Source organism: Amycolatopsis coloradensis (assembly GCF_001953865.1).
In the GTDB taxonomy this organism is placed as follows: Bacteria; Actinomycetota; Actinomycetes; order Mycobacteriales; family Pseudonocardiaceae; genus Amycolatopsis; species Amycolatopsis coloradensis.
Window position 1 is genome coordinate 331579 of the sequence record NZ_MQUQ01000004.1, and the last position, 17275, is coordinate 348853.

At 68.1% G+C, this 17275-nt stretch carries 15 protein-coding genes; 6 read left to right on the forward strand and 9 right to left on the reverse strand.

Translation table 11 applies throughout. The features are described 5' to 3' along the window. Window positions 1-23: 23 nt before the first annotated feature. Complete coding sequence (locus tag BS329_RS08655; protein WP_076157716.1) at window positions 24-869, reverse strand: class I SAM-dependent methyltransferase; 846 nt, start codon at window positions 867-869, stop codon at window positions 24-26. Window positions 870-940: 71 nt separating this feature from the next. Here BS329_RS08655 and BS329_RS08660 point away from each other — a divergent pair, with 71 nt between their 5' ends. The 3 genes from BS329_RS08660 to BS329_RS08670 are packed head-to-tail and all read left to right on the forward strand — an operon-like array spanning window position 941 to window position 3877. After that, window positions 941-1465 (forward strand): pyridoxamine 5'-phosphate oxidase family protein, encoded by a 525-nt coding sequence (locus tag BS329_RS08660; protein ID WP_076157719.1) that lies wholly within the window; start codon window positions 941-943, stop codon window positions 1463-1465. An 18-nt stretch (window positions 1466-1483) separates the two neighbouring features. Further along, entirely contained in the window at window positions 1484-2581 is a 1098-nt protein-coding gene (locus tag BS329_RS08665; RefSeq protein ID WP_143252926.1) for a GNAT family N-acetyltransferase, read from the forward strand. Window positions 2582-2635: 54 nt separating this feature from the next. Further along, entirely contained in the window at window positions 2636-3877 is a 1242-nt protein-coding gene (locus tag BS329_RS08670) for an aminotransferase class I/II-fold pyridoxal phosphate-dependent enzyme (RefSeq protein ID WP_076157724.1), read from the forward strand. Window positions 3878-4075: 198 nt separating this feature from the next. Here BS329_RS08670 and BS329_RS08675 read toward each other — a convergent pair whose 3' ends face one another. Beyond that, window positions 4076-5581, reverse strand: a complete 1506-nt coding sequence (locus tag BS329_RS08675) for an FAD-dependent oxidoreductase (RefSeq protein WP_076157727.1) — start codon at window positions 5579-5581, stop codon at window positions 4076-4078. A gap of 1 nt (window position 5582) precedes the next feature. After that, complete coding sequence (locus BS329_RS08680) at window positions 5583-6500, reverse strand: AurF N-oxygenase family protein (RefSeq protein WP_076157730.1); 918 nt, start codon at window positions 6498-6500, stop codon at window positions 5583-5585. Window positions 6501-6608: 108 nt separating this feature from the next. On the opposite strand from BS329_RS08680, the gene BS329_RS08685 reads away from it, so the two are divergent. After that, window positions 6609-7460: an alpha/beta fold hydrolase gene (locus BS329_RS08685; RefSeq protein ID WP_076157733.1), complete on the forward strand. Its 852-nt coding sequence runs from the start codon at window positions 6609-6611 to the stop codon at window positions 7458-7460. Between the two features lie 69 nt (window positions 7461-7529). On the opposite strand, the gene BS329_RS41770 is transcribed toward BS329_RS08685, so the two are convergent. Beyond that, on the reverse strand, window positions 7530-7784 hold the full coding sequence (locus BS329_RS41770) for a helix-turn-helix domain-containing protein (RefSeq protein ID WP_208619176.1): 255 nt from the start codon (window positions 7782-7784) through the stop codon (window positions 7530-7532). Between the two features lie 279 nt (window positions 7785-8063). On the opposite strand from BS329_RS41770, the gene BS329_RS08695 reads away from it, so the two are divergent. Further along, complete coding sequence (locus BS329_RS08695) at window positions 8064-9299, forward strand: cytochrome P450 family protein (protein ID WP_076157736.1); 1236 nt, start codon at window positions 8064-8066, stop codon at window positions 9297-9299. Between the two features lie 149 nt (window positions 9300-9448). Continuing rightward, window positions 9449-9805 (forward strand): histone-like nucleoid-structuring protein Lsr2, encoded by a 357-nt coding sequence (locus BS329_RS08700; RefSeq protein WP_076157739.1) that lies wholly within the window; start codon window positions 9449-9451, stop codon window positions 9803-9805. 668 nt (window positions 9806-10473) lie between these two features. Here the strand turns inward: BS329_RS08700 and BS329_RS08705 are convergent. The 5 genes from BS329_RS08705 to BS329_RS08725 all read right to left on the reverse strand — a co-directional run bounded on the left by BS329_RS08705 (window position 10474) and on the right by BS329_RS08725 (window position 17268). Then, complete coding sequence (locus BS329_RS08705) at window positions 10474-11349, reverse strand: S41 family peptidase (RefSeq protein ID WP_076157741.1); 876 nt, start codon at window positions 11347-11349, stop codon at window positions 10474-10476. A gap of 188 nt (window positions 11350-11537) precedes the next feature. Further along, the gene (locus tag BS329_RS08710; protein WP_076157744.1) at window positions 11538-11981 is read right to left on the reverse strand and encodes a hypothetical protein; all 444 of its coding nucleotides are present in this window, start codon (window positions 11979-11981) and stop codon (window positions 11538-11540) included. Window positions 11982-13025: 1044 nt separating this feature from the next. Next, window positions 13026-13907: an arylamine N-acetyltransferase family protein gene (locus BS329_RS08715; protein WP_084749476.1), complete on the reverse strand. Its 882-nt coding sequence runs from the start codon at window positions 13905-13907 to the stop codon at window positions 13026-13028. Further along, window positions 13904-15607 (reverse strand): CocE/NonD family hydrolase, encoded by a 1704-nt coding sequence (locus tag BS329_RS08720; protein WP_076157749.1) that lies wholly within the window; start codon window positions 15605-15607, stop codon window positions 13904-13906. Before BS329_RS08720 ends, BS329_RS08715 begins: the two co-directional genes overlap by 4 nt. Next, complete coding sequence (locus BS329_RS08725) at window positions 15604-17268, reverse strand: FAD-binding oxidoreductase (protein WP_084749478.1); 1665 nt, start codon at window positions 17266-17268, stop codon at window positions 15604-15606. Before BS329_RS08725 ends, BS329_RS08720 begins: the two co-directional genes overlap by 4 nt. Window positions 17269-17275 lie beyond the last annotated feature (7 nt).

The window sequence follows — 17275 nt, forward strand, 5'->3', positions numbered from 1 at the left end:
AGCCGGGCCGCCGCATCAGCCGCTCATCCGGCGTCGTGCGCGACACCGGCGCCGAACACGTACGCGGACCCGAGCCGCAACTCGTCCCCGATCCTGAAGCCGTGCCCCCGCGCGGCCGAGCACACGTCCGCGGCCGAGTTGTCCGGGGCGAAAGTCCCGTCCGACTGGCTGAGCCGGTGATAGAAGCGGGATATCGCGTGACCGTCGGTCGTCAGCGTGCTGGCCACGACGGAACCCTCGGGGCGCAGGCATCGCCGGAACTCCGCGAACACCGTCGCCTTGTCGTGAAAGCAATGCAGGCCGAACATCGAGACGACGTTCCGCATCCGCCCGTCCAGCACGGGCAACGACCGGACGTCGGCGCGCACGGCGAGATGGCGGCGCAGCCCCCTTTCGGCCAGCCGCGCCGTGAGCCGGCGCAGCAGCGCCCAGGACAGGTCCACGAAGATCCACGGGCCGTTCCGCCGGTACGCCTCGGCGTGGTCCAGAAAGGGAACGTTGCCACACGGCACTTCCAGCGTCGGCCCGTCGCCCAGCGCGCCGAGCCGGGCGGGCATCTCCGCGTAGTAGCGCGACACGTCGAGGCCGAGCAGGCCCGCGTCCAGCCGTTGCCGGGAAGGCCTGCTCATCAGCCAATCGTAAAAGCTCGCCCACCGGCCTTCGTAGGGCTTGTCACCGACGTCGTCGAGCCGGGGGCCGGCGCCACTCATGTCGAGAATGCCGTCGACCAAAGGAAACTCGTACGCACAGGAAGAACAGGCCAACCCGTCCGGCGCGACCGACAGCGGGCCTCGAAAACAAGACTGACAGCGAAGAAGTGGGGCGATCTCGGTGAGTGCCTCGGCGAAACGCGAGTCCGGCACGGTCATACCTCCCAGAATCGTCTTGAAGGACGGTATCCGCCACACCCGATCCAGTCAATCGACCACGGAGTACGCGCATGACCGGAACGATCGAGGAAGCAACCTCGCGCGCGGCAAGGATTCTCGGCGAGAACGACTACCTCGCTTTGTCCACAGTAGACGAAAGAGGACCGTGGGCCGCCGTTGTCGCCTACAGCACATCGCCACCCTGTTTTCTGTATTTCATGTCCCGAAGAGACTCCCGGCACGCCAGGGCGATCGAACGGGATCCGAGAGTCGCCGGCGTCGCCTACGACTCGGCGGTGACACCGGACGACGCCGACAGCGTCCAGTTCTCCGGAACCTGCGAGGAAGTTTCCGAGGAAGACCCGGTACGACGGTTTCTGGAACAGACCGCGCACCTGACGGACAAGTCACCGGAGGAAGAACTCACCGAGTTCCGGGGCGACGACGATCTGCGGCTGTATCGCGTCACCGTTGTCGACACCTATGTCCTGGATCAGGAGAAATGGATCGAACAAGGCCTCGACGCCCGCAAAGAAGCCCTCACCGCGAGAGCCTTCGCCATGGTGGCGGACCACTACGCGATCCGGACGCGCTGACGACCCGAAGGCAGGGAAATGCCGGCAGCTTATGAGGTGCGTGTTTCCGATCGGCTCGACGTGGCGGACGACGAGCTGGCCGCTCTGCGCCATCCGGAACCACCGCACACCACGGCCTATCTCTCCGCCATCGCCACCGCCGGCCTTGACTGCGCTTTCCGGTTCTTCACACTGCGCCTGGACGGGCGGCTGCTGGCGATGGCATACGGGTTCGTGGTCCGCCATCCGCTGATCGGCCCGCTGCACCTGCCGGTGTTCGTCGGCGGGTCACCGGTGAACCTCGGCCCGCCGTTCCACTTCGCCACGGCCGATCTCGCCGAGGACACCCTCGATGTGCTGGCCGGGGCGATGCGCGCCGACGCGTCGGCACTGGGGGCGAAATTCCTGCTGTTCCGTGATTTTTGGGAACCCGGCCCGGGCACGGCCTGCGACGGCCTCCTCCGGCGGCTCGGCTTCCGCCGGATCCCGATGTTCGCCGACGCCGTGCTCAAGGTGGCATGGCCCGACTTCGACGGCTACCTCGCGTCGCTGCCGGGCAAGACCAGGAAAAGCGTCCGGCGGGACGCGCGGCAGGTGGCCGCGGCGGGCTATCACGTGGAGGCGCACCAGGGCGCCCTCCCACCCGGCGCGGTCGCCACCCTGCATGCGCTCTGGGTCAATCTGTACGAGAAGTACCACGACCCGGATCAGATCTTCCTCACCGAGGACTACTTCCGGCGGGTCACCGAGCTTCCCGAGACCATCGTGATCTTGGCGAGCCACGGCGGGAAGCCGGTCGGATTCGACCTGTTGCTGGCGCGGGAAGGAATGCTGGAGTCCACCTACAGCGGCCTCGACCACAAACATGTCGGATCCGTGTCGCTGCACCGGCACATGGGTCATCACATCATCCGGTTCGCCCTTTCGCACGGCTATCACACGGTGGACTTCGGCATCTCCAACGAGACGGCCAAGGCCAAACTCGGCTGCCGATTCCGGATGAGCCTGGGTTACCTACGCCCGCTTTCCCGGTTCTGGGGCGCTGTGCGCATCGACCGGCACCTGTTCCCCGAACCGGTCCTGCCGCCCGGTCTCCCCCGCGCGAACGTGGCCGAGGACAGCGATGTCCCCTCGTGATCCCACGGTGGTCCGCCGACCGCTCACCAGTACGCCATCCCAAGGAGAACCCGAGTGACGACATCCGTTTCGGCCGCGCTCAAGCACTGGCCGTTCGCCGACTTCCTCGCCGCGGGCAAGGGCCTCGGCCTCACCGACCCGCCCGTGATCGACGGCCCGGCGGGCCCCACGGTGGTGCGCGACGGCCGCACACTGGCCAACTTCGCGAGTATCAACTTCCTGAACCTCCAGGACCGCGCCGACGTGCAGCGGCATTTCCTCGACGGCATCGCCCGCTACGGCCTGACCACCGGCGGATCGAGGATGACGCAGGGAATCTGCCGTCCTCACCTGGAGCTGGAACGCGAACTCTGCGCTGCCACCGGCAAGGAACGCGCCATCAGCTTCGCCAGCGGGCTGCTGGCCAACCTCGGCTTCGTGCACGCCATGACACACCACATGAATCTGGGCCAGGGCTGGGAGATCGACAATCAGGACGCGGTGTTCGTGCTGGACCGGGACGCGCATTGGAGCCTGTGGAAGGCTGTCGAGAACCTGACCTACGGACGGCAACTGTTCGCGTTCCGGCACAACGACGCGGCCGATCTGAACCGGATCCTGAGCAGGCTCGAAGGCAAGAAGACCGTCGTCGTCTTCGAAAGCGTCTACTCCGCCGACGGCACGGTCGCCCCGATCGGCACCCTGCTCGATCTCTGCGAACGTCACCAGGCGCTCAGCTACGTCGACGACGCGAACGGGTTCCTGCTCTACGGCGCGGAAAACCGTCCGTTCGCGGCCGAGTTCGACGCCTTGCGCAGAGCCGACTTCGTGATGGTCTCCTTTTCCAAGTCCGTCGGTCTCGAAGGCGGCGCCATCGCCGGGCCCACCGATCCGATGCTCGCGTTAGAGCTGCTGTCCGGGACCTCCATGTTCACCGCCGCCATGCAACCGCCCACGGCGAGCACCGCGACGCGGATCATGCGCCTGCTGCGCACCGAGCCCGCGATCGTCGACGACTACCTGCGCCGGGTCGCCGTATTCCGCGAACGGCTCGCCGAAATCGGGTTCCCGCCCCATTCGACCCCGTCCTACCTCATCTCGGTACCCGCGGGCGACGACGCGACGGCGGTCGAGCTGAAGGACTCCTTCCTGGCGCGCGGATACCTCGTCCCGGTCTTCTTCTACCCCGCCGTCCCCCGGAACAAGCCTTTGCTGCGGCTGATCCTCAACGCCGGGCACACCGAGGAGCACTTGGACGGTTTTCTCCGCACGCTGGCCGACCTCGGCGGACGGCTCGGCCTCGGCGGAGCCCGATAAGGCGAGTTCTATTGAGGGGTAAGGCAAAGGTGTCGTGACCGAGCTCTTCCGCGGTGCCCGTTCCCTCACGGCCCGGGCCCGTGCTCACGTCGCGAAAGTGGCTTTCGCGACATGCCGCTCTTGCCTTACCCCTCGGCGCCGGTCTCGACCGATTCGCGCGAGCGGGCGTGACTCGCTGACAGCGGGGCCCGATCGCGGTCACCGGCCGCGGAAGCGGGCGGCCAGCGCGGCGATCGGCGACCGCCGGGCCCGGACCGGGAGACGGCCGGACGTGATGTCCTCCAGCAGCGTCGCGACCGTCTCCCTGGCACAGGTGCGGTTCGCGCCGATCCCGCCAGAGGGGCCGCGTTTGATCCAGCCGACCACGTAAGCACCGCTCCGGCCGTCGACGCGGCCCGCGGTGTTCGGGATCGTGCCGCGATCCGCGTCGAACGGCAGGCCCGGCACCGGCATCCCGCGGTAACCGACCGCGCGTACGACCTGGCAGGCGGCGATTTCGACCGGCCCGCCCGCACCGGTGACCCGGAGGCCGCGCACCTGCGTGTCGCCGACGATCTCGGTGGGCGCGGAGTGGAAGCGCAGGACGATCCGGCGGGCGTCCGCGACCGGCGGCGCGGTCCAGTCGACGGTCTCTCGGCCGAGTTCGCGCAGCACATCCGCCTTGCCGGTGCCCGCGTCGATCGCGGCCGCGGTGCGCGGATCCTCGCCGTCGACGACGAGCGGCACGCCGGTGCGGTGCGCCAGCGCGAGCAGTTCCGGAGAGGTGTACGCGGCATCCTCCGGCCCGCGCCGGGCGAGCAGGACGACCTCACGGACCTTGCTCGTGCGCAGCCGTTCCAGCGCGTGCCGGGCGATCGTGGTGCCGGTCAGCTCGGCGGGATCGGCGGTGAGGATCCTGGCCACGTCCAGTGCGACGTTGCCGGTGCCGACCAGCACGACACGTTCCGAGGACAGGTCCACCGCGTTCGCGGGGACGTCCGGGTGGCCGTTGTACCAGCCGACGACGGTGGTCGCGGCGATACTGCCGGGCTGCTCTTCGCCGTCCAGGCCGAGGGCACGAGCGGAGAAGGCGCCGACGGCGTAGACGACCGCGTCGTGGCGCTCGGCCAGTTCCTCGACGGTGACGTCGCGGCCGACCTCGGTGCCCAGGCGCATCCGCAGCCGCGGGTGCTCGTGAAACCGCGAGAAGGTTTCGCCGATCCGCTTCGTGGCCGGGTGGTCCGGGGCGACGCCGAAGCGGACGAGCCCGCCCGCGACCGGCAACCGGTCGATCAGGGTGACCCGCGCGTTCGTGTGCAGGAGCAGATCCTCGACGGCGTACATCCCGGCCGGGCCGGTGCCGACGACGGCGATGTCCGGCGGCGCGAAGTCGCTCGGAATGGCCCTGTCGAACGTCGGCGGGCTCCAGCGGTGGAAGTTCGGCGCGGGGTCGGCCGCGGGCGCGGTCTCGCGACCGGCGTAGTACTGCGCGTTGAGGCCCGCGTAGACCTTCAGCGGACCGGTCAGCAGGTCCGCCGGGAAGATCGCGTCCACCGGGCAGGCGTCCGCACATGCCCCGCAGTCGATGCACGCGGCCGGGTCGACGTAGAGCATCTCCGTGCTGCCGAAGTCGGGCTCGTCCGGCGTGGGGTGGATGCAGTTGACCGGGCAGACCGACACGCAAGTGGCGTCGTTGCAACAGGTCTGAGTGATCGCGAAGGCCATGTCAGATCAGGTTCGCCCGCTTGTAGAACACCAGCGCGGGCCGGGTGAGCAGGCCGCACGAGCCGAGGAACTCCATCAGGCCGGCGCAGCTGGACCGCATCATCGACTTGTGGTGCTCGTTGGCCTTCGCCTCGCGCAGCGCGCGCTCGGTGTCGAGTCCGGCGTTCTTGTAGACATCGCGGTTGACCATGCTGCTGACGATGAAATACGACGCGATCGCGATGACCAGCGCGTTGATCCGGCGGCGCAGGAAACCCGCGCCCGCCAGCTGTTCGCGGGTCTCTTCCCGGGCGAACTTCATGTGCCGGGACTCTTCGACGACGTGGATGTTGTTGATGGTCCGCACGAACGGGACCACCCGCTCGTCACGCATCCAGTCACGCTGCATCACGTCGAGGACTTCTTCGGCGACCAGGATCGCCGCGTAAGCCGCTTCACCGGTGGCCGTCGCCTTGAAGACGCGGCCGAGCTCGACGGCGAGCCTGCGCGGACGATACGGGGGCGCGCCGAGCTTCTCCGCGCCGCGGGCGAACATGATCGAATGCCGGCATTCGTCCGCGACCTCGGTCAGCGCCCACTGGAACGCCGGATCGGTCGGGTCCTTGGCGTAGAAATCACGCAGCACCATCTGCTGCAGGATCATCTCGAACCAGATGCCGGTGCTCGCGACCGAAGCGGCCTCCTGGCGCGTGAGCTCCTTCTGCTGCTCCGGGGTCATCTCGGCCCAGTAGCTCGTCCCGTAAAGGGTGCTCCACTCCGGACTGGCACCGTGGAAGTCCTTGTCCAGCGGCGTCTCCCAGTCCACCTCGGTGGCCGGGTCATAGGACAACATCGCGGAGGAATCGAGGAGCCGCCGCGCGGTCTCTTGGCGGCCGGCACCGGCCGTTCCCGCGGTGCGCGGCATATCGGTGCTGGTCATAGGGACCTCCCGGACTACGTCGGCTGGGTGTAGATTGAGCGTTACCGTGGTTCACTGTTACCCAAGGTAACACCTAAATGGCCGTGTCGCGAGTACGGAGACCCGATCATGACCACACCGCGCCGCGTCGAATCCTTCGAGCACGACGGGCTCACCTTCGACGTGCGCGACACCGGCCCGCTCGACGGCGCCGTCGTCGTCCTGCTGCACGGATTCCCGCAGACCGGCGCCTCGTGGGCCGAGACCGCCGCGCTGCTCACCGAGCGGGGATACCGCACGATCGCACCCGACCAGCGCGGATACTCACCCCGGGCACGCCCACGCGGCCGGTTCGCCTATCGGTCGAGCCGTCTCGTGGCCGACACCGTCGCGCTGATCCACGCCATCGGGGCCGGACCGGTCCACCTCGCCGGACACGACTGGGGCGCCAACGTCGCCTGGGCGACCGCGGCACAGCGACCGGAGCTGATCAGGTCGCTGACCACCGTGTCGGTCCCCCACGCCGCGGCGTTCCTGCGCTCGATGCTGACCAGTGACCAGCTCATCCGGTCCTACTACATGTTCTTCTTCCAGCTCCCCTTGCTGCCTGAATTCGCCATCCGACGACGGCCACGGGTGCTGGACCGCACGCTCGCGAAAACCGGGATGACAGCGGCCCAGATCGACCGCGTCCACCACGAGATCCTCGTTGGCGGAGCCTTGACAGGCGGGCTGAACTGGTATCGCGCCATGCTCCTGCAACGCCCGGCTGCCTTGCGGGCCCGGGTTCCGGTGCCGACCACGCATGTCTGGAGCGACGGCGACACGGCCTTGTCCCGGCGCGGCGCCGAACTCGCGGGCCGGTACGTCGACGGCGGCTACCGCCTGGAGATCCTGACCGGCGTCAGCCACTGGGTTCCCGAAGAGGCCGCCACGATACTGGCCGACATCATCGACCGCACGGCTGCCGACCAGCAGTAGGCGGCGTTTCGTCTTAAAGCGAGGGGCGCTCGGCAAAGGCAGTCGGCACCCTGAGGGGATCCGTCTCGTTCAGTCGGCCGACAAACCGGCGCGAGAGCGGAGCCGGTGGAAGATTTCGTCGAGTCGCACGACCTCGTCCGCGGTGAGCGCGTCGAAAACCAGGCGCCGCACGGTACGTGCGTGGCCGGGCGCGGCACGCTCGATGGCCGCCTGACCCGTCTCAGCGATGCGAACGAAAGCGCCGCGACCGTCTTCCGGACACCCGAGCCGGGAAACCCGGCTGCGTTCCCAGTGCGGCAGCGCCGCCAGGTCGGCTACCCGCACCCGGCCGTACGAAGGTCACGATCGCGCCCTCTTCCCAGGCAACGCCGACCAGATCGTCGACGATCTGGTTCCGCATTCCGTGATCGGGTTCGACGAGATCCTCATCGATCCGCAGCAAAGCACGCGCGACGCCCAGGAATTGAAGGAAGTCGCCGCCGAGGTTCACGAGAAGGCACGCGCGGCCCAAGTGTGAACGTCGCACCGTTTGGCGAATAGCCGGGCAACCGCTCCACTGGCACTCTGGACTCGGTTCACTCCACCGAGAAAGGGTGATTTCCGGTGACACGTCCCCTGGTCCTGGACCCGAGCGGCGACGACATCCATGGCGAAAACAAACGGCTGCGCGAGCGTGGCCCGGTCACCCGGGTGGAATTACCGGGTGGTGTGGTGGCGTGGTCGGTGACAAGCCACGAACTGCTGCGCGGCCTCCTGAGCGACCCCCGCGTCTCCAAGGATGCCCGGCAGCACTGGCCGGCACTGGCGGACATCAGCGAGGACTGGCCGTTGCTGGTGTGGGTTTCGGTGCGGAACATGTTCACCGCGTACGGCGCCGACCACAAACGGCTGCGCTCGCTCGTGACGCAGGCCTTCACCGCGCGCCGGATCGCCACGCTGCGCCCCTGGATCACCCGGATCGTCGACGATCTCCTGGCGGAGATCGCGACCACGCCACCGGGCAAACCCGTTGACCTGAGGGAGAGTTTCGCCTATCCGGTACCCATCAACGTGATCTGTCAACTGTTCGGGGTACCGGACTCGGCCCGCGCCGGGCTGCGTCACGCCATCGACGTCTTCTTCCAGACCTCGGCGAGCCACGAGGAGATGATCGCCGCGTATCAGATTATCCACTCGACCTTCGCCGAACTCGTCGCCGCCAAGCGGGCGAACCCCGGCGAGGATCTCACCACCGCGCTCATCGCCGCGCACACCCAGGACGGCGGCGCCCGCCTGGAGGAAATCGAACTGATCGACACCCTGATCCTCTTCATCTCGGCAGGCCATGAAACCACCGTGAACCTGCTCGACCAGGCCATCACCGCACTGCTCACCCATCCCGGCCAGCTCGCCCTGATCCGCGCCGGGCGGATCTCCTGGCAGGACGCGATCGAGGAGACCCTGCGCTGGCAGGCGCCGGTGGCGCATCTGCCACTGCGGTACGCAGTCGAGGACATCTCCGTCGCCGATGTGGTCATCCGGCAGGGCGAGGCGATTCTGGCGGGCTACGCCGCCGCCGGCCGGGACCCGGCACTGCACGGGCCGGACGCCGACGTGTTCGACGCCACCCGCGCCGACAAGTCACATGTCGCGTTCGGCTACGGGGTGCACTTCTGCCTCGGCGCACCGCTGGCCCGATTGGAGGCGGCGATCGCGCTGCCCGCCCTGTTCGATCGGTTCCCGGACATGACACTTGCCACCTCACCCGACGCGCTGGGGCACCTCGACTCGTTCATTTCCAATGGGCATCGCACGCTTCCGGTGCTGCTGCACGGCCCCGAACCATCCCCCGCGCCGTAGGCCTGCTCCGTCCGAAAAGGACATCGTTCATCCGGGTTCGGCGACGGCAAGGGACTGCCATTCCGCCGGTTCGGCGTACTGCGGCTAGGCTCATTGGCACTGCGCCAATCTGAGGTGGCGTGGCATGACNNGGCGAAGCCACCCAGACCGTGCCCTTCGCGCTCGACGGCGTCACGTACGAGATCGACCTCTCCGACGACAACGCCGGCGCCCTGCGCGAAGAGCTCGAGCGCTTCATCGACGCCAGCAGGCGAGTCGGCGGACGCAAGGTGAAGGTCGCAACCGGACAGTCCACCGTGGCCGGTGGTACGGCCAAGCCCACCGATCGTGAGCGCAACCAGCAGGTCCGCGCCTGGGCGTCGGCGAACGGCTACGCGATCGCCGAGCGCGGTCGCATTCCCAACGAGATCTACGAAGCGTTCGACAACGCCGAGTCGGCCCCCGCCGAACCGGTCGCCGAAGAAGCACCCGCCAAGCGCAAGCGCGCACCGCGGAAGAAGTCCTGAACCACCCCGGATCGCGCCCTTGACGTCCCTTTCCCGGGACGTCAAGGGCGCGTCACCCTAAGCGGCCCTTATCTCCGCACCGTGTTCTTGGGACCCTTGTCTTCGGTGAGCCGGGGAGAGGAAGCGGCGATGACGGAGGGGCGGGGTTCACGGCATCCTTCGATCGTGGTGGCCGACGTCGAGGGATTCGGGCGGTGCACGACGGTCTCTACGAGGTCATGGAGTCGGCCGGGATCACCTGTGCCGAGTGTTACCGGGAGGACCGCGGGGACGCGGTGTTCGCGCTGGTGCCGGGCGAGGCGAACAAGGCGAGGTTCGTGGAAGCGGCGCTCGTGACCCGTCTTAGCGTGCACAACGACACCCGCGACCCGGCGACAGGTACCGGTCGAGGCCGAATAAACCGCCACGACCGGATGGGTCACCCTGCCGACCCCGGCCGGTACGACGAGCGACCGCGGTCGGTGGTGATCACCGCCGTCGGCGCGGGCAGGATGGGCAAGACCACCCTCGCGCTGCACTGGGCCCACCGGATCCAGCACCGATTCCCCGGCGAAGCCCTCAGCGGATTCCACCGCGCACTGGGAGTCGCGGCCCGCGCGATCGCCGCCGACATCCGACGCTCAGGCGGCGCTGCTGCGCTCGATGTTCGCGGGCAAACCGGGCCTGCCTCAAGCGCAGGCCGGATCTCGGGCGAGCCAGGCGGTCGCGGCGGCGACCTGATCACCGGTCCGCTCGTCCGGTGCGATCGACTTTCCGTAGCGGCGCCCGGTCCGGTCCGCCATGGTCGCGGTGGTGACGATGAGCAGCGCGCCGTCGGAGAGTTCGAAGCTCTCGTTCGCTGTGGAGAATCCCGCGGTGGGCTGACCGAAGGTGCGCACTCGGTCCAGGCCGAGGAACGACACCAGGGTCGCTTCTCCTGAGCTGATCGTGTCCTGGGAGACGAGGATGGCGACCGGGGGCGACGGCGTCTTCAGGCGCACCGGGTTCGTTCCCATGGTCCGCTCGCCTTGCAGGACGTGATCGCCGCGGACCGACCAAGCGATGCGGCTGCCGTCCGGTCCGACGAAGGAACCGGCACGGCCGTCGCCCAGTAGTGGCGCGAGGACCGTGACCATCGGCCACATGTTCCCGCCGGTGTTCGTGCCCAGGTCGATCAACCAGCCGCACGGTGCCGCCGCGTCCAGTCGCTTGATTACGTCCTGTCCGGCGGATACGTAACGTTCTGCCGCGGTTTGATCCGCCTGGAAGCCTGGGATCGTCAGCCGGGCGAACCGGCCGTCCAGCAGATCACCCCGTGGCACCGCCGTGCCGGCCGGAAACGCCGCCGATGCGACCGCCGGTTCCAGCAGAGTGGTGTGGCGATTACCGATGGTGGAGATCGCGCCGCGGATCGCGCGGTGGGTATCCGCCGGCACTCGCGCGTCCCGCGCCCTGGCGAAGGCCTCGACGCGTACCTTCGGCCAATTCACGGTGAACCTGTCGAGTGCTTTGCCTTCCAGGAGATCCAACGCGTGCTCGAGGTAGCCACGGGCGGCCGGCGACATCGATGAATCCGGGACTGTCCTGTCGCCACCGGCGCACAACATCAAAACCGCTCCGAGGAGAATCCCCGCCAGTCTTCGCATCAGTCCAGTGTCCCCAGGCCTGTATCCGTGTGTCATCGACGCACGGATGCGGAGAGCCGCGGCGGGCGAACCGACAGCCTGCCCACCGCGGAGCATCAGCCGTGCGCTCAGTAGATCCGGAATGACGTCCCTGTCACCAGCGATCCGTTGAACGTCACCGTGGTGTTGGGACCGAAGGACCGCGCCGCACAAGCCTGGACCCAGCACGCCCGCGCGGTGTACCTGCCGGTGTACCAACTGCTCCGATAAGGCCAAGACCCGCTGAACGTCCCGGGCGTGCCGAAGAATCCCTGGTGGGCGTAGGGAGTCCGGCCCGCGTGGTAGCACCCTTCACCCGAGTTGCAGTAGTTGTGGTTGGAGATGTTCGTCCCGAACTCCCCCAGGGGTTCGGCGGAAAGCACCTGCCCGGTCGCGGCGTCCAGCGTCACGTGCTTCGGGACGTCGGATGACAGGTTCACCTCCGTAGCGCCTGCCTGCCCCGCGCCGGGAAGAACGACCGCCGCGAGCAGCAGCGCGAAGACAGTGAAGCAAGATCGGAATAATCGACGCATTGCGCGTACCTCCGTATCGCTTGTGTCGTGTACTTCTGATGTTGTTCACGCGAGCGCCGAGGCCGGATATTCGGCACTTCCGGCCCCGCGCACGATCCCCAGATCGACCCCAGTCCGGCGACGATACCATGCTGCTTTCCTTGCTCCATAGCGCCGATTGACTGCTCGCTCGCCCCTTACAAAGAGGTGACCATTGCCGGAAGTGCGATTTCCTTCCGATAATCTCGGCTCGGTTCCGAATCTTGTTGTAGCGTGAAAGCCATACTGCAGAAAGGATTCGTTCCACCCAGGAGCAGCGCCTCCGGAAAAGGGCCGTCCGCCACCGTTGTCGCGGGCCTGACGACTCGGTGCTCAAGGTGTACCCGGTTCCGCTGGATCGGGCATCCCGGCGACCCAGAGCGCCGCCAAACCTCCGATCCCGCTATCGGCATGGCGGCCGTCGCGGCCCATCCACCACACTGGACGTCATGTCCTCTTCGGACTTTCCCGGCGGCAGCCAGATTTGAGCGTCAGCGACCGCGTTCGAGCAAGAACAACCGGCACTCGTCGTTGGCCAACCGCGCGTGCCGAGGAGCCTTGATAATCCACTGTAGACCGTCCACTGTGAACTCCGGGACCTGATGGACCCTGTCGCGGCGGGCGAGGCTTCTCCCGCACTACGCCCTGCAAGAGGTCTCGCGCCTCGCGAAGCAACGCCAGTTCCGCGAGGCTTCCATCGCCGCCGTGCTCCCGCGCCCAGCGCCTGCCTTCCGCCGGGTCGCCGAGCACGTCGTGTTCTTCGCGATTGATCAGGCCCAGCAGCCGCCACCTCCCTCCCTCGTGACCCCACCACACGCACCGGTCGTGTCGCGAAAGCCACTTTCGGGACATCAGAGGTCCCGAAAGTGGCTTTCGCGACAACCAGATGAACACCCGGGCGATCGCGTGGGACGCCACCTCACTCAGAAGGGTTAGGTATGTACTCGGTGCACCACCGGACCGCCCTCGTCGGCGGCCACGAGTTCCCCGGGCGAGTGCCGAGCCGAGTGAGCGCCGCGTGACTCCTCACAGCCGTTCAGCTTGAGTGTCCTTTGTGGACTCGTAGAACCGGCGCACCGCGGCCAGCTCGGCCGGGGTCAGCTCGACGTCCAGCGCGCGCAGGGTGTCGGCGAGCCGGTCGGCGGTGATCTCGGTGGTCTCGACACGGCCATCGGCGTACTCGGTGACGAGCCTGCGTCCGACGAACTTCCGCCCCACCCCCTCGGCCAGCCGCATCACCACGAGCTGGCCGGTGAACGGGGAGCGAGGGTGGGTGGAGGTGTAATGGTGGAACACCTCGTAGTCGACCTGCCTGGCGGGCAGGCCCAAGGTGGCGTGCAGGGTTTCCCAGCCGTCGGCGGCGCGTTTCTCGAACAGCCACTGACCGTTGTCCCGGCGGATCCGGTGCCGCCAGCCCGCCTGGTCCACCTCGGCGCCGTCGAGTAGCGGGGTCGGGTGCAGCACCCAGGCACCGAAGCCGACGTCCGCAAGGTACTCGACGCCGTCGACGGGCACCACCATCAGCATGTGGGTGTACGAACCACTCGCCCGGTCCGGTCGCACCCTGGCGAAGCTGCGCCGCACGGTGAACCCGAGGTCCTCCAGCGCGGCGGCGAACAGCAGGCCGTGCTCGTAGCAGTAGCCGCCGCGGTTCCGGTGGACCAGCTTGTCCATGATGGCCGTCAGTTCGACGCCGCGGTGCCGTCGCAGCACCACGTCGACGTTCTCGAACGGGATGGCCCGCACATGCGCGGCGTGCAGCGAGCGCAGCGTCTCCGCGGACGGCTCGACCCGCGGGTGGCCGATCCGCCCCAGATAGGCGTCCAGATCGAAGGCCGTGGTGTCGAAGCGGGCCACCGGGTCAGTGACCGGAAACCAGTCTTCGACTACGGCGTCACGCGCGCTCATGAAGACACGGGAAGGGTCAGGTGTGAGGCGCGGACGCTGTCGTGGAAGACGGTTTGGGCCGCCGGACGGCCTTCGAACGCGCCCGCCTCGGACGGCTTGGTGCCGGTGTTGGGGTTGACGTCGTAGAGAGGGAAGCTGCTGCCGGCGATTTCGAGACGGAGCCGGTGACCGGGCGCCACCAGCGCGGCGGTCGAACCCACCTTGATCCGGTAGGTGTGCACCTCGTCCGCCTTGACCGGCCCGTCCGGGCTGAACCGGGCGCGCAGTGCGCCGTCGCACAGATTCACGGCCGTGCCGTCGGGGAAGACGTCCACCAGTTTGACCATCCAGTCCGCGTCCGGGGTGTCGATGGCCGCGTACAACGTCAGCCAGACGGTGCCGATCACCTCGAAGGGCTCGGTCACCGGAGCCGTGGTGTACACCAGGACGTCGTTGCGGGCCTCGACCGGCCGCTGATCGGCGGGCCCCACCGGGACGATCGACGCGTCGGCCGACGCGCGCCCGCCGAGGCTGGGCACCGGAATGGCCGGAATCGACACGAACACGTCCGGCTGTTCGTCACCGGGGTTGTGCCGGTCGAGCACACCGTCCCCGGACACCGAATTCGCGCCGTGCCCGCGGTTCGCGCCGGAATGCAGGAACCATCGCTGCTCCCGGGTACCCGGCGGTGGCCACGCGGCCGCCTCCCGCCACCGGTTGGCCCCCATCACGAACAGCTTGACCGGCGGGCTGTCCGGTTCGCCGTCCCGGCCGGAGAGCCAGTGCTCGAACCACTCCAGCTGGGCGAGGTCCATGGTGTTGTGCGCCTCTTCGCCGAAGTCGAACCGGCCGATGTTCGCGGACCACGGCACATGCGCCCATGGCCCGATGACCAGCCGTTGTACCGCGCCGCCCTGCTCGGCCAATCGCGCGTAGTTCTCCAGCGTGCCTTCGACGAAGGTGTCGTACCAGCCACCGAAGTGCAGTTGCGGCACGGTCATCCGGTCGTAGCGCGCACGCACCGACACCGCTTGCCAGTACTCGTCCCAGGTGTCGTGCTCCAGCCAGTCGAAGAAGTAGCCGATGCCCGCCTTGCGCAGCTCCTCGAACTCCGCGAGCGGCCGCCGTCCGAACGCACCCGGCAGTTCGCCCGCGGCCTTGGCGACGGCCAGTGCGTCCGCGTGCCTGCCGTCGCGCACCGCGTCCTGGGCACCGAGCATCTGCAAGGTCCACGACAACACGAAGGCGAGGTTCAGCGCACCTCCGGTGTAGGTCCAGCCCTCGTGGAAGTCACTGGAGGTGAACCCCGGTGCCGTGCACACCAGTCCGTCCGGCCGTTCGGCCGCGGCCAGGAGCTGCGTCGCACCGGCGTACGAGAAACCGTACGTCGCGACCTGTCCGGTCCCGCCGGCGAGCCGGGCCGCCCAGCGAACCGTGTCCGCGCCGTCCGCCGCCTCATGCCGGAACGGATCGAACACGCCCGCCGAGCCGAACCGGCCCCTGGTGTCCTGGACGACGACGATGTACCCGCGTCTGGCATACCAGGAAGGATGCCGGTACACGACGGTCTGCGCGACCTCCTTGCCATACGGCGTCCGCTGCACCAGCACGGGATACGGACCACCGTGCCGCGGGCGGTGGACATCCGCCCGCAGCACGGTGCCGTCCCGCATGGGAACGGCGACGTCACGCTCCACCACGACGTCGGCGGTGGCCTTCACGGCAGCCGGACCGACTGGCTGTGCCGAAACACGTTACGAGGGTCGTATGCCGCCTTCGCGGCCTGCAACCGGCGGTAGTTGTCCGTGTAGTACAACGTGTGCCACGGGACGCCGGACCGGTTGTACGCCGGGTCGTTCAGATCGATGTCGGGATAGTTGAGGTAGCAGCCGTCGGTGACCGCGTCGGGAACCGGGACGCCACCGGTCGCGCCATAGGACTCGTAGTAGAAGTCCCTCAGCCAGCCGATGTTCGCGGCGTCGTCGGCCTTCTCGTTCCAGTAGGACAGGTACAGGACCTTGAACGCCGAGTCGCGGTGCGCGAACGCGGTGTCGCTCCGGCCGACCGAGTTGATCTTGCCGCCGTAGCTGCTGACCATGAGCTGCGCCCGGGGGTTGTGGAAGTCCGTGCGAGTCAGGTGCTTGTACCACACCGCGATCTGCTGATCGGTGTACCGAGCACGGTTGAAGGCCGACTTGAAGTCGCCGCGTAACGTCGGGTCGGCGAGGATCGGGTTGGCCGCGCCGAGGTACTTGGTCGCCTGCAGCCACGGCAGGCGTTGCGGCACCTCGAATTCCGGTGCGGGAGCGAACTCGCCCATCGCGTTGGTCAACGGGCCGTGCCGCAGGGTCACCCCGCGGGTCACGTCGGCGAGGAAGTCCGCGTACAGCTTCTCGGGGTTCTTCGCGTTACCGGACACCTGCGTCAGCAGCCCGACCTGACCGTTGGACCGGTGATTGAGGTTGAGGTAGCTGAACAGGGCGCTTTCCGGTTTTCCCGGCGCCGCATGCCGCACGTGCCAATCGCCGAAGTTGGCGGCGATGGTGGTAAAGTCCTTTTGCGTCAACGTTTCCCACGGCCACGAGATCGCCGCGAGCAGCACTTCGGCCGGCGGGCGGGGCAGCAGCCCTGCCGGGTCGGTGCCGGTCGCGTCCTTGGTCCGGAACCAATACCGGGTGACCACGCCGAAGTTTCCGCCGCCGCCACCGGTGTTCGCCCACCACAGCTCCCGGTTCACGTCCCCGGCGTCCGAGGTCGCGATCACCGCGCGCGCCTTGCCGTTGGCGTCGACCCGGACGACTTCGACGGCATAGAGGTGGTCGACGCTCAAGCCGAGTTCCCGGCACAGGACGCCCCATCCGCCGCCACTGATGTGCCCGCCGACGCCGACCGTGGCGCACTGGCCCGCCGGGATGGTCACGCCCCAGATCCGGTACAGCTTCTCGTAAACGTCCAGCAGGGTCGCGCCTCCGCCGACCGAGAACGCGCGCATCGCGGGGTCGAACGCGACCTGGTCGAGTTCGGACAGGTTGATCACCACCTGGACGTCCGAGTTGAACACGAAGTCCTCGTAGCAATGCCCGCCGCCCTGCACGGTCAGCCGCTTCCCCTGGTCGACCGCGAGCTGCACGGCGGCGACCACGTCCGCGGTCGAGCGGGCCACGTGCACTCTCTCGGGGGTGCCGACCCACCGCTGGTTCGTGCCCCGGATCAAGTCCTGATATCTCGAATCGGCCGGCCGGACCACCACGGAGCCGGTCTGCCGGTCTACCGGGGCATCGGTGGCCGCGGTCGCGATCTGTGGCAACCCGACGGCCACCGCCGCCGCGCCGGTACCGACCAGGAAACTGCGCCGGTTGTGTCCGCTGTGCTTGTCGGTCATCGTACTG